The organism is Vibrio sp. L3-7 (assembly GCF_963898195.1).
Classification (GTDB): Bacteria; Pseudomonadota; Gammaproteobacteria; order Enterobacterales; family Vibrionaceae; genus Vibrio; species Vibrio echinoideorum.
The window spans coordinates 1-18,750 of sequence record NZ_CAWQUW010000020.1 but is presented as its reverse complement, the minus strand read 5'-3'; the positions used below and the strand labels follow the sequence as shown (position 1 = coordinate 18,750).

Genomic DNA, 18,750 nt, shown 5'->3' with positions numbered 1-18,750 from the left:
ACAAAGGGTGAGCCAGAAGCTCACCCTTTTCACATCTAACGTTAATCTATTGAACAAGTTGGTGTTTCACGTGAAACGCTCACTCTACTTAGTCATTTAGACGATCCCCTGTCATTCAGAAGACCTAGAGACACCTAAAAGATACACAGGCGCTTTTGAACGTACATAACCACTTAAAAGATGTTCAACTCGCTTTATCAAAATAAACGCTTAGGTTCCCCAAAATAGTAACCTTGTAAGTAATCCACCCCCATATCCTCTGCAATTCGACACACTTGCTCATTGTGTACAAATTCCGCCACCGTCTTAGCATTTAAGATCTGACACAGACTGACGAGTTGCTGGGCTATCTTCCTTTGCTTCTTATCTTTATCTATATTGCGGATTAAACTGCCATCAAGCTTTATCACTTGTGGCTCCAGTTTCAATATTTCATCGATGTTCGAATAACCAGAACCAAAGTCATCCACAATAATATTCACCCCAAGATCGCGAAAGTGATTACACACCTCGATCAAGCGACCGTAATCCTGGATTTGCTCGGTTTCCAACACCTCTAAACCAATACGTTGTGGGTGACTGATTTTCTTGATGGCTTGCTCAAGGTGTAAAATGGTTTTTTCATTGCTGAAATCTTGTGGCGCTAAGTTAATTGAGAACGAGTCCGTTCTCTGGCTCATGAAATCAAAGGTGCGCGTTATCATTTGGCGACTTAAACGCGTATAGAGGTGAGTACCCTCAATAATAGGTAAGAACTTACCCGGTGCGATCAGCTGGCCATCTTCTTCGATTCGAACCAAGCACTCGTAGCTTTCTACTTGATGACTATGCGCCGATACAATGGGTTGCGAGCAAGCAACAATATTTTGGTTGAGCACCGCGCGGCTGACACACGATAGCCAACCGAGTTGTTCTTGGCGATGCTTCTCTAATTGGATTAACGCCTTGGCACTCACCAGATGTTTATTCTGACTCACCGCGCTGCGTCGAGCTTCAATCGCTTTCAGTAATAAATCATCAATGGAGGTCGTAGGGAAATCGCGACGACTCGCGACACCTGCGCAGACTGAAACCGAAAGATAATCGATATCAGGTAATCCCATAGGCTCAAAATTCACATGTTCGGTTTGATCTGCAAATTCAGAGAAACGTTGATGAATGTGTTCTTGGCTAGCCCAACTGTCGAAAACCACGGCCCACTCGCCAATACCAATACTATAAAGCTGGCAACTCTCATCAAAGAACTTCAACAGTGCTTTTTGAAGGTATTCACTCAAGTCATGCAGAAGCTTGTCACCGACTCGATAACCATACTTCTCATTGATTTGACCAAAGGTAGTGACCTTCAGCGTTAACAAATGGCTATCAAAACTCATTTTTGACAGTACTTCACGCAATACACTTCGATTGGGTAAACCAGTCCGGCGATCAATTCGGTAGCTTGCCGTCAATGCGGTCGCTTGTTGCTGAATCTTACTGGCCATGCTGTTGTTCATGTCGTCGACATCAAGCAGTGCATTTCGGATCAGTGAAAACAGAGGAGAGATATTTGTCGCCGGTTGTGTGTCTAATGGCAGGACAGCCTTACCTTCACCTTCTCTTATCGCGAGGTAAGTTAAGCTATGATGTAAAATTCGTTGTTGACCATCCTCTTGATGTAGCTCGCCCATACAGTAAACACCATAAGTGTCCGCCAGCTTTTGGAAAACCTCCACCTCTTGGTTGCCATCAATAAAGTCGAGACGAGAAGTACAATTATAGATAAAAAGCTGCTCTGGCTTATGAGAAGCGATCTGTTGAACGCCAAGCCTAATCTGCTCTAAGGTAAGTGAAGGATGGTCATAACAAAACCTGACCTCATCACCCACCTTAAACTGACCACTGAATTCTATCTCTCCGTATTTCGTGACACTGAGTGGTAGGTGAATGTTTTGTTCTTTTGGATCGCCGACCATTAAAGGGAAGTTGTGCAGCTGTTCGAAAGGAACCTCAAGACCATCAGCAAGGTAACGATTATAAAGATCACGAACCGGCATTCCATCCAGTTCAGTTAACAGATTATCTTGAGCACCCGTGACCCGAAAGGTACGACCTATTGGGTTCCACTCAGTGTAATAACCTCTGGTAATGAGAAGCTTTGAGCTATGCAGCGCCACCATCACATAAGCATTTTCATAACAGACACCGTTTAGCATCACCCATCGTCCACTATCAGTAATGGTAGAGGCACCGCCACCAATGGGTAATGAGTATCTCGATTGCTCAAAAGCTGCGAACAAGGCTCGGTTATTTATTTGCAAACGATCGGCAAAGCAGATGATGCTTTGAGTTTCGGCATTGCACTCCAGTTGCTCCCACATCGTTCGACTATCAAGTAGTGGTTGATCACTGTATTCCACAACACCACAAGTGTAAGACATCGTGTCAAAGCGAGTGACAATAAGATAAAGGCCTTGATGTAGGATGACACCCTGGCTGATGTAGTGGTTCGCACTACAACCAATGAGTTTGGCATTAGGGAAAGTCGATTGAATCACTTGGCAGGCAGCCAAAACCGAACCTTTCTCGAAAGAAGAGAACACCTGAATCAGCAGACTTTCATGTTTATGAAAATCTATCTGGTCCAATTCATGTTGGGTTTGTTCTATGTCTTGTATCAGGAGAGAGGTCGACTGCATATTCACATTAATCGTTACGTTAATGATTCGTTATTGTGCTTATTATAAATACAGCTTGCACGGAATACTTACGATCGTCATGCGAATAATGTGACATTAGTTAAACATCATTCATTTCAATAAAACAAAGCGTTGAGCTGTGGTTATGCACCGCTCAACAAAGATATCGTATAACAGCCTGACCTTTGTATTTTAAAACAATCGCTTAGGCTCACCAAAGTAATAACCTTGCAGGTAGTCGACACCCATCTGTTCTGCTATCTCACAAACCTGTTGATTATGGACAAATTCAGCGACCGTTTTCGCATTAAACACCTGGCATAAACGAACCAGTTGAGAGGCAATGTTTCTCTGCTTTTCATCTTTATCGATGTTGCGAATCAAACTGCCGTCTAACTTAATAATCTGCGGCTCAAGCTTAATGATTTCATCAATGTTGGAATAGCCAGAGCCAAAATCATCGACAATGATTCTCGCTCCTAATGAACGGAAATGATCACACACCTCAATCATTCGACCGTAATCTTTAATCTGCTCAGATTCTAAAACCTCTAAACCAAGACGAGTCGGATCCTTCATTCCACCAATCGCCGTTTCTAAAATTTCGAGCGTTTTGTCGCTGAGTAAGTCTTGAGGTGAAAGGTTGATAGAAAAAGAATCTTGCTTGTCAGCCATATAGCCGATGGTGCTCTTAATCATGTGTCGACTTAGGCGAGTATATAAATGGGTATCCGCAATAATGGGTAAAAACTTTCCTGGCGGGACAATGGAGCCATCAGCTTCCATAATTCGCACTAAGCACTCTTGCCCAATTTTCTCATGTGTCCCTGACGCCACAATTGGCTGCGAGTAGGTGATAATATTTTGATCTAAGATTGCTCGGCTTACACAACTCAACCAACCCAGTTGTTCTTTGCGATCCTCTTCACTGACCTGAATATCTTTGGCGTTAGTAATATGAGTATTGTTACGAACCCCATAACGTCGCGCTTCAATGGCTTTAAGCAATATCTCGTCACCATTGTCTGATAAGAAATCACAGCGACTAGCAAAACCACCGCACAAGGAAACCGAGAGGTAATCAATATCCGCAAGTCCATAGGGTTCAAAATTGATGTGTTCAATGTCATCTGCAAACTCAACAAATCGTTGCTCGATTTGTTCGTTACCAATATTCGCATTAAAAATAATGGCCCACTCACCCACACCAATACTAAAGAGTTCAACTTTAGTGGGTGACTCCTTAATGAAACGAGGTTGTAACCGGTCGATAAAGTGGTTAGAAAGATCGAGCAATAGTTGATCTCCCACTTGGTAACCATATTTCTCATTCACTTGATGGAAGTTTGTTAGTTTTAACGTCAGCAAATGTTCTGTTGTCAGTATGGTATTGAGACGTTCCTTCAATACAATTCGATTAGGCAAACCGGTACGAGAGTCAATTCGGTAGCTCTCTGTCAAACGCCGAGTTTGTTGATGGAGCTTTTTCTCCATCTGCGTATTCATGCTATCCAAATCAGCAACAGCGTTTCTCACAAGATTAAGCAGTGGTGATACCGTTGAACCACAATTAAAGTCGTCACAGCGAAACTCGTCAATCTCGTCAGACTCTCTCATAGCAATATAAGTCAAGCTATGATGGAGGATGTCTTGGCGGTCTTCATTTCGGTATAACTCACCCATGCAGTATGCACCACACGTGTTCACGATCCCTTCAAATGGCTTCAGCTCAAGTTTACTGTCGATAAACTCGAGTCGAGATACACAGTTATAAATAATCACTGATTCAGGCTGATGCATAGCGAGTATCTCAGCACCATGACGAACTTTTTCCGCAGTCAAAGACGGGTGGTTATAACAAAACTGCGCTTCTTCTCCGATATGCCAGGGGCTATCAAACTCGATACTGCCATCATCATTGATACGCAGTGGTGTCGAGATCCCCTTCTTTCTGCCAAGTTCTCGATAGAGCGGAAAGCTCATCAATTGACTAAAGGGAAGGTCCTTTCCATCGGCAAGGTAATGTTTGAATACTTCGATAGCCGGCTTATCATTCAGCGCATATAAGCGATTCCCCTTGGCGCTAGTAACTCTTAGCTTCATCCCAATCGGGTTCCACTCAGAATAAGCATCTGACCAAACTTTTAATTTAGGGTTGGTCAAAGCGACGGCGACACAAGCGTGCTGATAGATCTTTTCGTTGTGCATCACCCAACGGCCAAATTCATTCTCATGACACAACCCACCAGCAACTGGCAAGGCGTAAGGTAGATTTTCAAAGGCGCTATAGATTGGGTAATCACGACCGTCAACCTGATCGCACAAGCTGATCACGGTTTTAGTATCTTGAGATAGGTCTAACTGGGCAGCCAACGCTTGGCTGTCATGATTGGGGCTGCCCGAAAAAGGCTGAACGGCAGTGGACAACCGTGTTTCATTAAACTCACTGATAATGATTAAAGTACATGCGCTCTCAAGGCAATTATCACAGATAACATGACGAGCACTTTGGCCAATTAGTGTCACACTGTTTAAACGCTTAAGGGCGATACTCGCGATTCCACGGGCTACATCAGAAGATTGAGCGGAAAAGAGTTGGATAAGATATTGCTTGTTGTCACACCACTCTCGCTGATCAAATTGAGATTTAAATAACTCCTCAGTATTTGCGAGAAATGTAAATGTTTGCATACCAACCCTTGTTCAAAATCGAGTAAAGTGAGAACCCGCAACCACTGCTATGATTGAAATAAATCGATAAAAGTATTCGCCAATTATCCTAGCCTAAACAGGCATTTAATTACGAACAATGTAACAATTCAATATCATAAATGCGACATAATAGCTTACCGTAGCCATTAAATTAGTCGCATAAGATCGCTAAGTTGGTCTATTTCAACATCAGGTAACACACTTGCCTTCGAAGATAGGTATAAATTGGAACCAATGTCATTAAACCAGCAGGCTTGGAAGCCATTTCGCTTGGCACCATAGACGTCAGTTCTGAGATGGTCGCCGACATGAAGAATGTTGATGGCATCAACATCTAAGTATTGCTGCGCTTTATCAAACATATCAGGGTGAGGTTTTGCCTTGCCGTCAGGGCCGGCTTTTAGGATTAACTGAAAGTACTGACCTAAGCCGATTTTATGAGGGTCCACGTTACCATTAGTAACAGCAACTAGCGGAATACGCTGGCTAAGCTCAGCCATCACTCGATGCGTTTCTTGAGGAACGTCAACTTGGTTACGCAGCCATAGCGCATGATTTATTCCTTCACGAGCAGCGAGTTCAGCTTGGTTCTGAGAATACCCTAACCGTAGCAAGCCACATCTAATCTGGGTTTCACGCCAGACGGTGACATCATGCTTCAAATCTGGGTTTTCAGAGGCGACGTGTTGTTTAACGTCTTGCCACTCTTCTAGCGATAAAGATGCCGACACAGGGTGCTTTTGGTAAAGCCACTGCGCCATCTCTTTCTCTACCTTCATAATCACAGGCCAGTTGTCATACAAGGTGTCATCCAAGTCAAAGGTCATGGCTTTGATGGGCTTTAACCCTCGATAAATTCGCATAGTAAACCCTTTAATCTAGTCTTTATTCTTCTTACGCGCTCTTGGGTGAGCTTGATCGTAAGCTTGTGCTAAGTGTTGAAAATCCAAGTGGGTGTAAATTTGGGTGGTTGAGATGTTTTCATGCCCAAGTAATTCTTGGACAGCTCTCAGATTTTGGCTCGACTCTAGGACATGTGTAGCAAATGAGTGGCGAAGTTTATGTGGGCTTATATGGCTCGCAACAGATTGCTTCTTACCCCACTCTTCCATGCGCTTTTGCACGCTGCGATGTGATATACGGGTTCCTAGCTTAGAGACAAACAGAGCGTTTTCACCTGGTGAAGCTAAGTCACCTCGCACTTTTAACCACTTATCAACCCACTCTTTGGCCAAACCAGAAAACGGGGCTTTGCGTTCTTTATCGCCTTTACCAATCACTCGGATTTCGCCTTGTCGAGCCAACACATCTCTCAGGTTGATACCGACCAGCTCGGCCAGTCGCAAACCAGCACCGTACATAACCTCCATCATCGCTCGGTCACGAATCGACAATGGGTCATCCTCATTCACATCGAGCAGCTGACCAACTTCGTCAACATCAAGATTTTTAGGTAAAGGTCGTTGTTTACGTGGAGCGGATACTCCTTTGGCAGGGTTGGCGGTCATTTCGCCACGCAACACAAGGAAATCAAAGAAGCTGCGCAGTGAAGATAAGCGCGTTGCAATGCTGCTCGCCTTCATTCCCTCACGCATGCCTTTGCTGGCAAGTTGTCTGACCCACGCCGCATCGACTTGACCCCAGTCTTTCAATCCTAGCGTGACTAGATGACCGGCCATGGTTTCAAGTTGTTGTTTGTAATTACGTTGGGTGTGTAGGCTGAGTCCCTTCTCGCTTCGGAGATATTCATAGAAGCGAGAAAGTGGTGTTTGAAGGCTATTAGGAAGAGGTGTTTTGGGCTCTAGGCTCATTATTTATCTGCCAAGGTAAGGTGTCCGCCAAATGAGCCACTACCAGCGCTAAATGGCGTAAAAAGAGCGTGTCCATATGGGGTTGAAAATGTCCGCCATCTTCACTAGAAAAGGCGAGCAAGCCCAATGGAGACTGCTTAGCAAGCGGTAGTACTACATAAGAGCCTAGTTCTGGAACTTGAAAATCACCAAACAAATCGTGTCTGTCTGCTTTTCTCAAACGACCCAAATAAGCATCTTTGCCATTAAAATGGTTGAGCGAAAACTTCGAATAGCGCTCTTCATTGAGCAGATAAAAACCTGGTCGCGAGAGGAGTCGCACATGAGCCTTAAGCCCTAGGTCTAACGCTTTTTGTTCAACCGCTTTAATAACCTGCACAAAGTCACTGCATTTCAATACTTGAGCTTGCAGATCCATAAACTCATAGAATATTTTATCGTTATTCGCCGCCAACGACATCAAGCCAGTAAGTTCTTCTTCTAGCTCTTCGATTCTATGACGTTGACGTTTAAGCTGAACCTCAACCAGAGAAACAGCGCCTTGCTCAACATTATTAATAGCAAGGCGATCAACCAGATTTTTCCTGTCCTGAAAAAAATCTGGGTTATCACGTAAATATTCCGCGACCACTTCTGCAGTGAGTGTGTCGGCTTCAACGTAAGACAAAACCTATCCTTTATTTTTTATGAATCGACTTGTTATAAATCGTTGTTAGCAAGAAAGTTGACCATCAAACACATGCGTTGCTGGGCCTGTCATAAACAGCGGCTTACCTGGGCCTTGCCAGCTAATCTGTAGATCACCACCTGGTAGACGAACTTTTACATTCTCAGCAAGTAAGCCTTGATTGATACCGACAGCAACGGCGCCACATGCGCCGCTACCACATGCCTGAGTTTCACCTGCCCCACGTTCGTAAACACGTAAGCGAACTTCATCACGACTGATTACTTGCATAAAGCCAGCGTTCACTCGTTCAGGAAAACGCTCATGCGATTCTAGAAGTGGGCCTAAGGTGTCCACATCAGCAGTATCGACGTCATCAACAACGGTAACCACATGCGGGTTACCCATGCTTACGGCACCGCAGAACAGGGTGTGTACATCCGTTCTCAGGATATACGTCTTCTCTGGCTGCTTTGCCTTGAATGGAATTTTGCCTGGTTCGAACTCAGGAATACCCATGTTCACAGTGATCTGGTCATTGTCTTCAATCTTGAGAACCATTTTTCCTTTCTTGGTGCTCACATTGATGCTGTACTTATTCGTTAAGCCTTTCATGCGAACGAATCGTGCAAAACAACGAGCACCATTACCACACTGTTCCACTTCACTGCCATCCGCATTGAATATGCGGTAATGGAAATCAGTTTCTGGATCATAGGGAGCCTCAACCACAAGTAGTTGATCAAAGCCCACACCAGTGTGACGATCCGCCAAACGACGGATCAAATCTGGAGAAAAGAAAATATTTTGAGTAATGCAGTCCACGACCATGAAATCATTGCCCAAACCATGCATTTTAGAAAAGTGGAAGTGCATAACGCTTAAAATTACTCCGGAAGAATGTTTTCAAGTTCCCACAGACTCGTAAGCTCTTCACGCTGACGAACCAAGTGAGTTTTATCGCCATCAACCATCACTTCAGCCGCACGCGAACGAGTGTTGTAGTTAGATGACATAGCGAAGCCATAAGCACCAGCAGAACGAACGGCCAGTAGATCGCCTTCTTCAAGAACAAGGTCACGATCTTTACCTAAGAAGTCACCCGTCTCACAGATAGGGCCAACCAAGTCGTAAGTCACGGCTTCACCCTGACGCGGGCTCACTGGCACAATATCTTGCCAAGCTTGGTAAAGTGCCGGGCGCATCAGATCATTCATTGCTGCATCTATGATGGCAAAGTTCTTATGCTCTGTTGGCTTTAGGAACTCAACTTTTGTTAATAATACACCAGCGTTAGCAGCGATCGCTCTTCCAGGCTCGAAAATCAGCTCTAGATCAGAATGATTACCTAAGCGAGCCAATAAGGCTTTCGCGTAATCTGAAGGTTGTGGTGGTAACTCATCACGATAAACCACACCCAAACCACCACCGACATCAAGGTGCTTGATGTTGATACCGTTAGCTCGTAATTGATCGATTAGAGCAAGTAGGCGGTCTGTAGCATCAATGAAAGGTTCGATATTCGTTAACTGAGAACCTATGTGGCAATCAATACCATGGATAGACAAGTTATCGAGTGTTTGTGCAAAGGCATAGACTGCAGGTGCACGATCGAACGCAATACCAAATTTGTTATCACGCAAGCCTGTAGATATATAAGGGTGAGTGTTAGCATCAACATCTGGGTTAATGCGCAGTGAAATCGGCGCTTTAACACCTAGCTCACCTGCCACTTTATTCAGCCGCTCTAGTTCTGGCTCAGACTCTACGTTGAAGCACTTAATGTTCAACTCAAGCGCACGCTTCATTTCAGAGGCTGTCTTGCCTACACCAGAGAACACAACTTTAGCCGGATCGCCACCCGCAGCAACCACACGCTCTAACTCACCGCCAGAAACGATATCAAACCCTGAGCCCAAGCGAGCCAACGTATTCAATACACCAAGGTTCGAGTTAGCTTTAACGGCATAACACACCAAGTGTGGATGCTCACCAACCGATGAATCAAACGCATTCCAGTGGCGTTCTAATGTTGCACGAGAATATACATACAGCGGTGTACCATATTGCTCTGCTAGTTGTGAAAGTGCGACGTCCTCAGCCCAAAGCTGGCCATCTTCCTGATAGTTGAAGTAATCCAAAGTTCTTATCCCTTATAAATAACGATTTCTGCGTGTTTTCACTTATTCTGATTGTTCAGTTTGCTGTACTTCATCAGGATCGTACAACGGACCTGTTTGACCACAACCAGAAAGTCCAATAACGGACACCATAAACAGAGCGGTAATTAATTTTTTCATTTTGCATATCGTGATTATTAACTCAATGCCCCCTATAATCGCACCACACTCAGGAAAAGCAATAGGATAGAAAGGATGAACGATACTGAATTTCATCAACTGGTCGATATACAGATGCAAAACATCGAAGAAGCTATCGATGATTCAGAGGCTGATGTTGATTACGAAGTGACTGGCAACGTGATGACGCTGGAGTTTGAAAACCGCAGCCAAATTATCATCAACCGCCAAGAACCAATGCGTGAGATATGGTTAGCCTCTAAATCTGGCGGCTTTCACTTCAAGCTAGTGGATGACAAATGGACATGTTCAAAGACGGGCATGGAGCTGTTTGAGATGGTGAAAGAAGAATGCGTTAAGCACGCAGGTGAAGAGATCAATTGGGTCTAATCATTTGTAAGAAAAACGAAAAAGGAGTGAATCAATCACTCCTTTTTTAATTTCGACCTGCTTAGAGAAACCTAGATATTTACGATCTTCGAGTTACGAGAAGATAAGGTTGCATCATTGCGGTAAGGCACAACGTACGAGTTGCCTTCTTCCGGATGAACAATTTGATAGTACTGAGGTAGATTGAAATTAATCAACCTAGAGGACACTTTCGACTCATCTTTTACGGAAGTGTAAAAAGAATTCACGCTCGCGATCATCTCATCTTTTTCACCACTGTACTGGTGATACACCTCAACTTGATTCGATTCATCCAATACATAAATATTGAAACCTTTATCCGTATCTTCAAAGAAGAACTGGATCAAACCTTCACTTGCAAAACCATCGACCACATCTGGTAGTTGATACTCCTGCTCTTTATCCAACATCTGTAAAGGTGAACCCTTTAACTTATTGGTTGAAATACTACGGTAGAAATCAACCGAGTTTTCCAACATCTGCACCGAAACACCACGACGCTCAAAGAACAGACCAAACATCTTGTTCGCTAAACGGATAGCCTTAAAGCGACGACGCTTTTCAGGTTCAATCGGTTTTAGTCGTAAATCGATGCATTCAGCCAATAGTTGGTACACCATATTACGCATTACACCGCGTAGATTTTTGCTGTAACAAAACACATCGACTGATTCTGGCGGTAAAGCATCTTGGTGCATTTTACCAAGTACCGTTTTGAGAGCGTCCAACATTGCCGTATCACCTTGAAAATGAAGCGTACGTACTTCATGCCAAGAGTTACGATAAACCAGATCGACACTCCCAACTAAACTCTTACCTTCTTCACCAAAACTGAAGATATCAGCATTCTTAAGATCAACCTTCAATTCACGAGGACTCAGTTCAGAAGTCGGGTCACTTTCAAAGTTTATGAACATCGCCAATTGGCTTATCTCACATGGGCTTGCGAGTGCTTGCATACTCGGGCGGCGCTTACGCAAAGAGAAGGTATTACGCAGATCGCTAACCATTTGATAGAACTTATCGATATCAATCTGGGCATCACGAACGACAGAGTGCAAACGAGTCGACTCTGTAATCAAACCATTAAAGAATGACCAAGCAACCAACTTACTCAAGTACTCATGGTGCTCAAGGGATGGCTGACCCAGAATGCGGTGGGCGATCAGTGGTTGTTTATATAAGTACCAACCCGGCTTGTTTGCCTGCCCTTGTCGAACCTCAATAAAGCTCAAATCCGGTTCATGCAGATCCGGGGAGATTTGAGGATTCAATAAGGTCACTTTACCAGGCAAGACTTCAAACGCTGCATAAAGCTTACGAGCCAAGATACTGATATCTTGTGGGCTAATTGCCGAGGTAATATCATTGCGACGTGCAAATTGAATCAGATTACGATAACTCAGCATCAAAGCGTCAAGCAGTGCATGATGCACCACTTTAACCTGCTCAACCTTCCAGTTACGACGGTTATCGAGCTCAGCAATAGTTTCATGTCCCCAATTCCAAGATTTGGTCATCTCGGTCAAGGCTTCACGACGCCATGCAACAGAGCCAATACCCGCCTCACGAGACAACTTCTCATGGGTCTTAAGATAGAAACAGCGTCTCACTAAATCCAAACGAGTATGATCATTAATACGTTCTAGATAGCGCGTTACTTTCTCAAGCATAAGATAGTAGCTATCCATACCATACAGATCAGGTTCGTCTGCAAAAAAACGACGCTTGGTATCAATGCTAAGCAGTTGGGTATTTGGGTATTCCCATGAATAAGCTTCTAGCAGGATCGCCTTCAAAACCGATTTATACGGCGAGTCGATACTTTTATAAAGCTGCCATAAGTTTGAACCGAAGTACTCTTCAGCGGGAATACTATTCAGCTTACCGAAATCGATCCACTGCGAGCAATCAAGATAACCATCCTGACATAACCCATGAACATATTGGTCATAACACTCCTCCATTTCTGGTGGAATGATCTGCCATAACAAACGCTGGCCAGCCAAACGAACTGCAGAGCGATAAAACTCATCAAGTAATAGCAAATGTTGTGAAGAACCACAGTTATCGCCAGTCATCTCTTCAGAATGATTTGAACGAAAACGCTCTCCATCCATTAAGAAGAAGTTTGCTTCAACCCCTAAGGTTTCCGCCCAATCGGTAATAAGCAAACATTTGTTAGTCAGGCTATCGCGCGATGCACCGTCCATATCTGGAGAAACACAAACCCAGATATCGAGATCACTTGAGGTGCTTTGACCAATAGAAGAAGTGCTACCCATGGTGTAAAGACCAAGGATCGCTGGTTCAGCCGCTTCGGTCAGCTTGCCACCAAGTGTTAATTCAGTATCAGAGACAAATTGCTTTTGGAATGAGTTAAACGTGAAGCTACGAATTCCAAAAGGAACTTGCTGGTCGTAATAACCAGGCATCATGGGGTGATTGAAATGAAGCAGTGCAGGAATAAGGTTAAAAACTCGCTGACCTTGGACATTCATCAACGCCAACGCACGATCAATGCGCTGCTGATTTAGATTGTCTAATCGTTGAATCAAAGTCTGAGTGTAAGCCTGCAAGGTAAGTCCTTGGTTTGAGATTAAATGCACTTCTGTTTAGTTACTGAACGAAAGCAGCAACAAAACGTGATCAATTTAACACTTTTACCCTTAATGGTAAAGCAAAGGAACCCGTCATACTGGCCAATTCCTTCATGACAAAAAGTTAAACTTACGGCGCCGTAGTGTCCTATTTATTGGCTATTACTAATAATAGCCCATGTTTCAAATGAGATACCAATCACACTATTTTGGTGAACTCATGAAAATCCCTCAGCTATCAAAGCATGGAATGATCAAACAGTAAGAATTTTCGCTTCACAATGGTAGGATTAAGCTATTACAGAACCTATATCGGAAACACCATGACAAATTCAGCACCAATCCGTATCGCTACCAGAAAAAGCCCTCTTGCCCTTTGGCAGGCATACTTTGTAAGGGATGCACTTCAAGCTGCTCACCCTGGTTTAGAGGTTGAGTTGGTAACTATGGTGACCAAAGGTGACATCATCCTTGATACGCCGCTAGCTAAAGTTGGTGGTAAAGGATTGTTCGTTAAAGAACTCGAAGTGGCGATGCTAGAAGGTCGTGCTGACCTCGCTGTTCACTCTATGAAAGATGTGCCTGTAGACTTCCCTGAAGGTCTAGGTCTGGTGACTATTTGTGAGCGCGAAGATCCTCGTGATGCTTTCGTATCAAATACTTACAACAACATCGACGAGCTACCACAAGGTGCTGTCGTTGGTACATGTAGCCTACGTCGTCAATGCCAGCTATTGGAATATCGCCCTGATTTAATCATTAAAGAGCTTCGTGGCAACGTTGGCACTCGTCTGGGCAAACTAGATAATGGCCAATATGACGCTATCGTACTCGCGGCGGCGGGCCTGAAACGTCTGGAACTGGAAGAGCGTATTCGTAGTTTCATCGAACCAGAACAGTCTCTACCTGCTGTAGGCCAAGGCGCGGTAGGTATTGAATGCCGTCTTGATGATGAGCGTCTGATTAAGCTTCTTGAGCCACTGAACCACAAAGACACAGCCGATCGCGTGCTATGCGAGCGTGCTATGAACCTAACTCTGGAAGGTGGCTGTCAGGTTCCTATCGGTAGCTACTCACTATTAGACGGCGACAACATCTGGTTGCGTGCTCTTGTCGGTGAACCAGACGGTTCTAAAATGGTTCGCGGCGAGATCTCTGGCTCTCGTAAAGATGCTGAAACACTCGGTGTTACTCTGGCAAACCAACTGTTGGATGACGGTGCGAGAGAAATCTTAACCAAGCTATACGCAGACCAAGAATAGCCATGACAGTGTTGGTAACTCGTCCCGGTTCAGAGGGACAATCGCTTTGCCAACAACTAGCGGATGAAGGGATTCAAGCAATCCATCATCCGCTGATTCGTATCGTTGATAATCCACTCTTATCGGATTTAAGTGCCCAGCTTAGTCACAGCGATATCATCATCGCAGTCAGTCACCATGCCGTGACAGCTGCCCAAAACATCCTTTCAAAAACTTCATCTATTTGGCCATCTTCGCCGCTTTATCTTGGCGTTGGTCAAAAAACTGCGCACGTTTTAAGCAAAGTCTGTAAACAAAAAGTAAACTACCCTCAAGTTAGTGATAGTGAACATCTTCTTAAACTTACTGAACTTAATGGTGTAAATAATAAATTCATCTTGATACTGCGTGGTAATGGTGGGCGTGAGCTTATTAGAGATTCTTTACTCAACCGAGGCGCACAAGTCTCTTATTGTGAGACCTACCGTAGAGAATATATTCCCATTTGCGACCACAATACCTATCAAACATGGATAAACAGAAAAACATCCAAAGTTGTCATCACTAGTCAGGAACAATTGGAGTATCTCTGCTCAATTACCCCTGATGAGTATTTGGCTTGGCTTTCAACAAGACAACTATTTGTCCCAAGCCAACGCATTGCAGATCGAGCTCAACAGCTCGGTTTCTCCAACGTGACCAATACTCAAAGTGCTGCGAACCAAATATTACTGGCTGCTCTCCAGCCTTAGCTAGAAACAGGAAATAAGCATGACAAGCAAAAAAAATAACGAGCATATTGAACCTGAACAGAAACCAGAAACTCAGCCAGTAGTCATTGAGAACGAAAAAGTTGAATCTAAAGCAACAAAACAGCCAGAAGATAAGCTTGATTCCTCAACGTCAGATGTAGCTCAAAATGATAAATCCCAAGCAGAACAGATAGAGAAAGCTGAGAAGCAAGGAAAACGCGGTGTCAAACTAGGCGCTATTGCGATCGCTATTTCCATTATTTTCAGCGGCGGTATCGCATTTCAAATGCAGCAAAAGAGTGCTGAATACTCAGCGCAAATCGCAGCCCTACAAGCTCAACTGCAAAATACTCAGTCTGCCGTAAACAAAGACCTACAGACGATCAAACAAGAGACTATCCAAGAAGCATCGCATGCCGTAGAGAAAACTCAGGTAGTACAATCTCAACAACAAAAGAGTATTCAAAGCCTACAGTTAGCAGTTGCTGATGTTAAAGGCCGTCGTCCTAATGACTGGCTGCTTGCCGAAGCCGATTACCTTGTGAAACTTGCTGGTCGTAAGTTATTCCTTGAACATGATGCCGTTAGCGCAACGAAGCTAATGGAAAGTGCCGATCAGCGTATCGCAGCATTAAATGACCCTAGCTTAGTATCTCTTCGTCAATCGATGACTAATGACATTACTAAGCTTCGCACTATCCCTCTGCTCGATCGTGATGGGCTAGTATTGCGAATCACAAGCCTTCAACAACAAGTCGACAACCTACCACTTGCTAATGCAATCTTGCCTGAAGCGGCAGTTGTTGAGAAAAAAGCTGTCTCAGAAGATATTAATGATTGGCAAAACAACCTGATGACATCAATGAAAGGTTTCTCAGAAAACTTTATTACTTTCCGTAGCCGTGATGGTGAAGTAATACCGCTACTGTCTCCAGAGCAGCATTTCTACCTACGCGAAAATATCAAAGGTAAGCTCGAGACCGCTATTCGCGCTGTCTACAAAGAACAAGGTGATGTTTATAACGCGGCTCTTAAAACAGCAAACGAATGGTCGGCTGCTTACTTAAACCAAGACAACAAATCAGTCATCGAGTTTGAGAAGGCCATCAAACAGTTAAGCGAGCAGAATATCTCTGTGAAATACCCTGTAAAACTTGAGTCTCAAAACGAGTTGTCAGATGTGATACGCGAACGTCTACGTCGTGAAGTAACTGTTATGACCACGGAGGAAAAATAATGATTCGTTGGATTTTTCTTTTTCTCGTACTTGGGGCGGGCCTGTTTGTCGGTACCCAGTTCTCAGGTCAACAAGGTTATGTACTGATCTCGATTGCCAATAAGACTATCGAGATGAGTGTGACGACTCTGGTTATTTTTGTCATTGCTCTTTTGGCTGCCTTATTCGGCTTAGAGTACCTCTTTAAAAAACTGATTAACGCAAGTTCAACAACTTGGAACTGGTTCAGTGTACGCAAGCTAAAGCGCTCTCGTCGTTATACCAATGAAGGTATCATCAAGCTTCTTGAAGGTGACTGGAAAGGTGCAGAGAAAAAGGTTACTCGTTGGGCTAACCACCACGACATGCCTTTACTTTGTTATTTAGTCGCTTCTCAAGCTGCCCACGAGCAAGGGAATACAAGCGAACGTGATAAATACATTGAGCTAGCGAGTCAACAAGAAGACTCTCAGCTTGCTGTCGAGTTGACGAAAGCTAAGCAACAAATTAGTGAATCAAACTACGAAGCGGCCTTCGACACGCTTTCAAATCTAAAAGGTTCATACCCAAATAACACAGCTGTACTTGGTCTACTTAAAGCAACCTACATGCAGCTTAAACTCTGGCAGCCACTGTTAGAGTTAACGCCAAAGCTCGCTAAAAACAAACTATTAACGGCGGCAGAACAAGTTGAGTTAGAACAAAAAGCTCAATGCGGTTTACTTCACGATGTCGCACAGCAGCAAGGTAGCGAAGGTTTAATAAGCCATTGGAATAAGCTTTCTAGAAAACAGAAACAAAGCTCACACTTGGTGTCATGTTTTGTTAAACAACTGATAGCTCGTAAAGCTGACTCTGAAGCCTTCACTGTGATTAAAGAGAACATTGCTAAGAATGGTTCCAATGAGCTTTATATGCTACTTCCAGAGCTTAACCTGGCCGACCATCACCCCGTTATCGTGATGCTAGAACGTGCGATCAGTAAAGATAATAGCAATGCCGAAGCACACAGCGCATTGGCTCAGTTCTATCTAAGAGAACAGAAGTGGGCAGAAGCACAAAGTCACTTTGAAAAAGCATTGGCACTGCGCTCTAATGTTTCAGATTATGGATACCTATCTGATGCTTTAGAAAAGCAAAACTTAACGAAAGCCGCCCATGAGGTTTCTCGTAAAGCTCTTGCCTTAGTTCAACCAGCTTAAGCTAATAGAGCTAACACGAAGCCGATGCCTAGCATCGGCTTTTTTGTATCTACTGTTTACCATAGATAACTTGCTAAGTACTAATAAGCAAACACTAGGGGGGATAGTAAAAGTCTTCCATCCAAACCCCTTCTCCACAGCCAGCTTATTACTGACCGAAGCACCGTCCATTTTTAATAAGACCTACCCAGCCGGAACAATCCATAACGAACACATCTTGATCATTGGCTTTCAAATACTATTAATGCTCTAAAGTACTGGTTTAAGTCGCGAGGTTAAACCTTCATGAAATCACCCGTAAGGTTTCCTAAAAAACACTGAGAGATACTTTAGGCCTATCCGTATGTAAGTTTTAGCAAATTATAAAACAAGTTGTTTAGAATCCATTTGAGCTGGCTGACAACCTTTATATAGATTTTTGAAGAAATAACGATCAGATAATTTGGTTGGATTTGTACCGAAAGAAAGAACGTTTCGCAGTAGTTGTATTAGATCTAAATTTCAGTGGGCTTAGGAACTGGAATCATTAGATGAAAGTTACATTTCAGTAATGTACCTCAAAGCATTGGAGCACGTAAATCCGACCTACCTCCGTAACCAACCTATTAATTCAAGGTTGAAGAAGTGAATGAATAGCAGCGGAGTTTCAAAATCTAGACGAAATCAGTACTGAGACACAACAAAACTCCGAAGTTTAAAACGAGGTTTAATCATCTCTCATAAAAGTAATTAAGAAGCCGCAGCCAATTAGAAAACTCCTGCTAACTTATTTATTAAAATCAATTTGTCATGTTAGAGCCCACAAACGCAAAGCCCTACTATTGCTAGCACAGCTTTCTAATCAATCGTTGATTCAACGATTACTAGCAAAAACAAACTTTTACGGAAGCCAAAACCAAGAGTTAAAACTCATACCCCAGAAACGACGAAAGCCTAGTCGACAGACTAGGCTTTCTAATATGTTCCGGTATAGCGGGAGCGTTTCATGCAGGGCCGATAAATGAGGACAACATCTCTATGGAACTCATTCAGCCAAAAAACAAAACACTTTTCTTGAGATGTAAAAAAGCCCTGCTATTTCTAGCAGGGCTTTTCTAATAAGTGGCGGAGTGGACGGGACTCGAACCCGCGACCCCCGGCGTGACAGGCCGGTATTCTAA

General features: G+C 43.7%; 14 protein-coding genes. 5 read left to right on the top strand and 9 right to left on the bottom strand.

Annotated elements, in window-relative coordinates; translation table 11 throughout:
* Positions 1 to 197 precede the first annotated feature (197 nt).
* From AACW75_RS14400 to lptM, 8 genes are all read right to left on the bottom strand, one after another.
* A complete protein-coding gene (locus AACW75_RS14400) occupies positions 198 to 2,678 on the bottom strand; it encodes a bifunctional diguanylate cyclase/phosphodiesterase (RefSeq protein WP_145572127.1) in 2,481 nt (826 codons plus the stop codon).
* 192 nt (positions 2,679 to 2,870) lie between these two features.
* On the bottom strand, positions 2,871 to 5,369 hold the full coding sequence (locus AACW75_RS14395; RefSeq protein ID WP_145572130.1) for a bifunctional diguanylate cyclase/phosphodiesterase: 2,499 nt from the start codon (positions 5,367 to 5,369) through the stop codon (positions 2,871 to 2,873).
* A 167-nt stretch (positions 5,370 to 5,536) separates the two neighbouring features.
* On the bottom strand, positions 5,537 to 6,253 hold the full coding sequence (gene yigB, locus AACW75_RS14390) for a 5-amino-6-(5-phospho-D-ribitylamino)uracil phosphatase YigB (RefSeq protein ID WP_145572132.1): 717 nt from the start codon (positions 6,251 to 6,253) through the stop codon (positions 5,537 to 5,539).
* Between the two features lie 15 nt (positions 6,254 to 6,268).
* Entirely contained in the window at positions 6,269 to 7,201 is a 933-nt protein-coding gene (gene xerC / locus AACW75_RS14385) for a tyrosine recombinase XerC (protein WP_017075958.1), read from the bottom strand.
* Positions 7,170 to 7,868, bottom strand: coding sequence for a DUF484 family protein (locus tag AACW75_RS14380; protein ID WP_145572134.1), 699 nt, complete (start codon positions 7,866 to 7,868; stop codon positions 7,170 to 7,172). The genes xerC and AACW75_RS14380 overlap by 32 nt, the downstream gene beginning before the upstream one ends.
* Positions 7,869 to 7,913: 45 nt before the next feature.
* Positions 7,914 to 8,744 carry a diaminopimelate epimerase gene (dapF, locus tag AACW75_RS14375; RefSeq protein WP_145572136.1) on the bottom strand — a complete coding sequence of 277 codons (831 nt, stop codon included), beginning with the start codon at positions 8,742 to 8,744 and terminating at the stop codon, positions 7,914 to 7,916.
* An 11-nt stretch (positions 8,745 to 8,755) separates the two neighbouring features.
* A complete protein-coding gene (gene lysA, locus AACW75_RS14370) occupies positions 8,756 to 10,009 on the bottom strand; it encodes a diaminopimelate decarboxylase (protein WP_145572138.1) in 1,254 nt (417 codons plus the stop codon).
* A 42-nt stretch (positions 10,010 to 10,051) separates the two neighbouring features.
* Positions 10,052 to 10,168, bottom strand: coding sequence for an LPS translocon maturation chaperone LptM (lptM, locus tag AACW75_RS26580; protein ID WP_017075962.1), 117 nt, complete (start codon positions 10,166 to 10,168; stop codon positions 10,052 to 10,054).
* 75 nt (positions 10,169 to 10,243) lie between these two features.
* Between lptM and cyaY the strand changes: the two genes are divergently transcribed.
* Complete coding sequence (cyaY, locus tag AACW75_RS14360; RefSeq protein WP_017075963.1) at positions 10,244 to 10,558, top strand: iron donor protein CyaY; 315 nt, start codon at positions 10,244 to 10,246, stop codon at positions 10,556 to 10,558.
* A 71-nt stretch (positions 10,559 to 10,629) separates the two neighbouring features.
* On the opposite strand, the gene AACW75_RS14355 is transcribed toward cyaY, so the two are convergent.
* Positions 10,630 to 13,158: a class I adenylate cyclase gene (locus tag AACW75_RS14355; protein WP_017075964.1), complete on the bottom strand. Its 2,529-nt coding sequence runs from the start codon at positions 13,156 to 13,158 to the stop codon at positions 10,630 to 10,632.
* A gap of 344 nt (positions 13,159 to 13,502) precedes the next feature.
* Between AACW75_RS14355 and hemC the strand changes: the two genes are divergently transcribed.
* Genes hemC through AACW75_RS14335 form a run of 4 tightly spaced genes read left to right on the top strand, consistent with a single transcriptional unit; the run spans position 13,503 to position 17,590 of the window.
* Positions 13,503 to 14,441, top strand: coding sequence for a hydroxymethylbilane synthase (gene hemC, locus AACW75_RS14350; protein ID WP_145572140.1), 939 nt, complete (start codon positions 13,503 to 13,505; stop codon positions 14,439 to 14,441).
* A 2-nt stretch (positions 14,442 to 14,443) separates the two neighbouring features.
* The gene (locus AACW75_RS14345; RefSeq protein ID WP_145572142.1) at positions 14,444 to 15,172 is read left to right on the top strand and encodes a uroporphyrinogen-III synthase; all 729 of its coding nucleotides are present in this window, start codon (positions 14,444 to 14,446) and stop codon (positions 15,170 to 15,172) included.
* 19 nt (positions 15,173 to 15,191) lie between these two features.
* The gene (locus tag AACW75_RS14340; RefSeq protein ID WP_145572144.1) at positions 15,192 to 16,409 is read left to right on the top strand and encodes a uroporphyrinogen-III C-methyltransferase; all 1,218 of its coding nucleotides are present in this window, start codon (positions 15,192 to 15,194) and stop codon (positions 16,407 to 16,409) included.
* Positions 16,409 to 17,590, top strand: coding sequence for a heme biosynthesis protein HemY (locus AACW75_RS14335; protein WP_145572145.1), 1,182 nt, complete (start codon positions 16,409 to 16,411; stop codon positions 17,588 to 17,590). The genes AACW75_RS14340 and AACW75_RS14335 overlap by 1 nt, the downstream gene beginning before the upstream one ends.
* Positions 17,591 to 18,750: the final 1,160 nt, after the last annotated feature.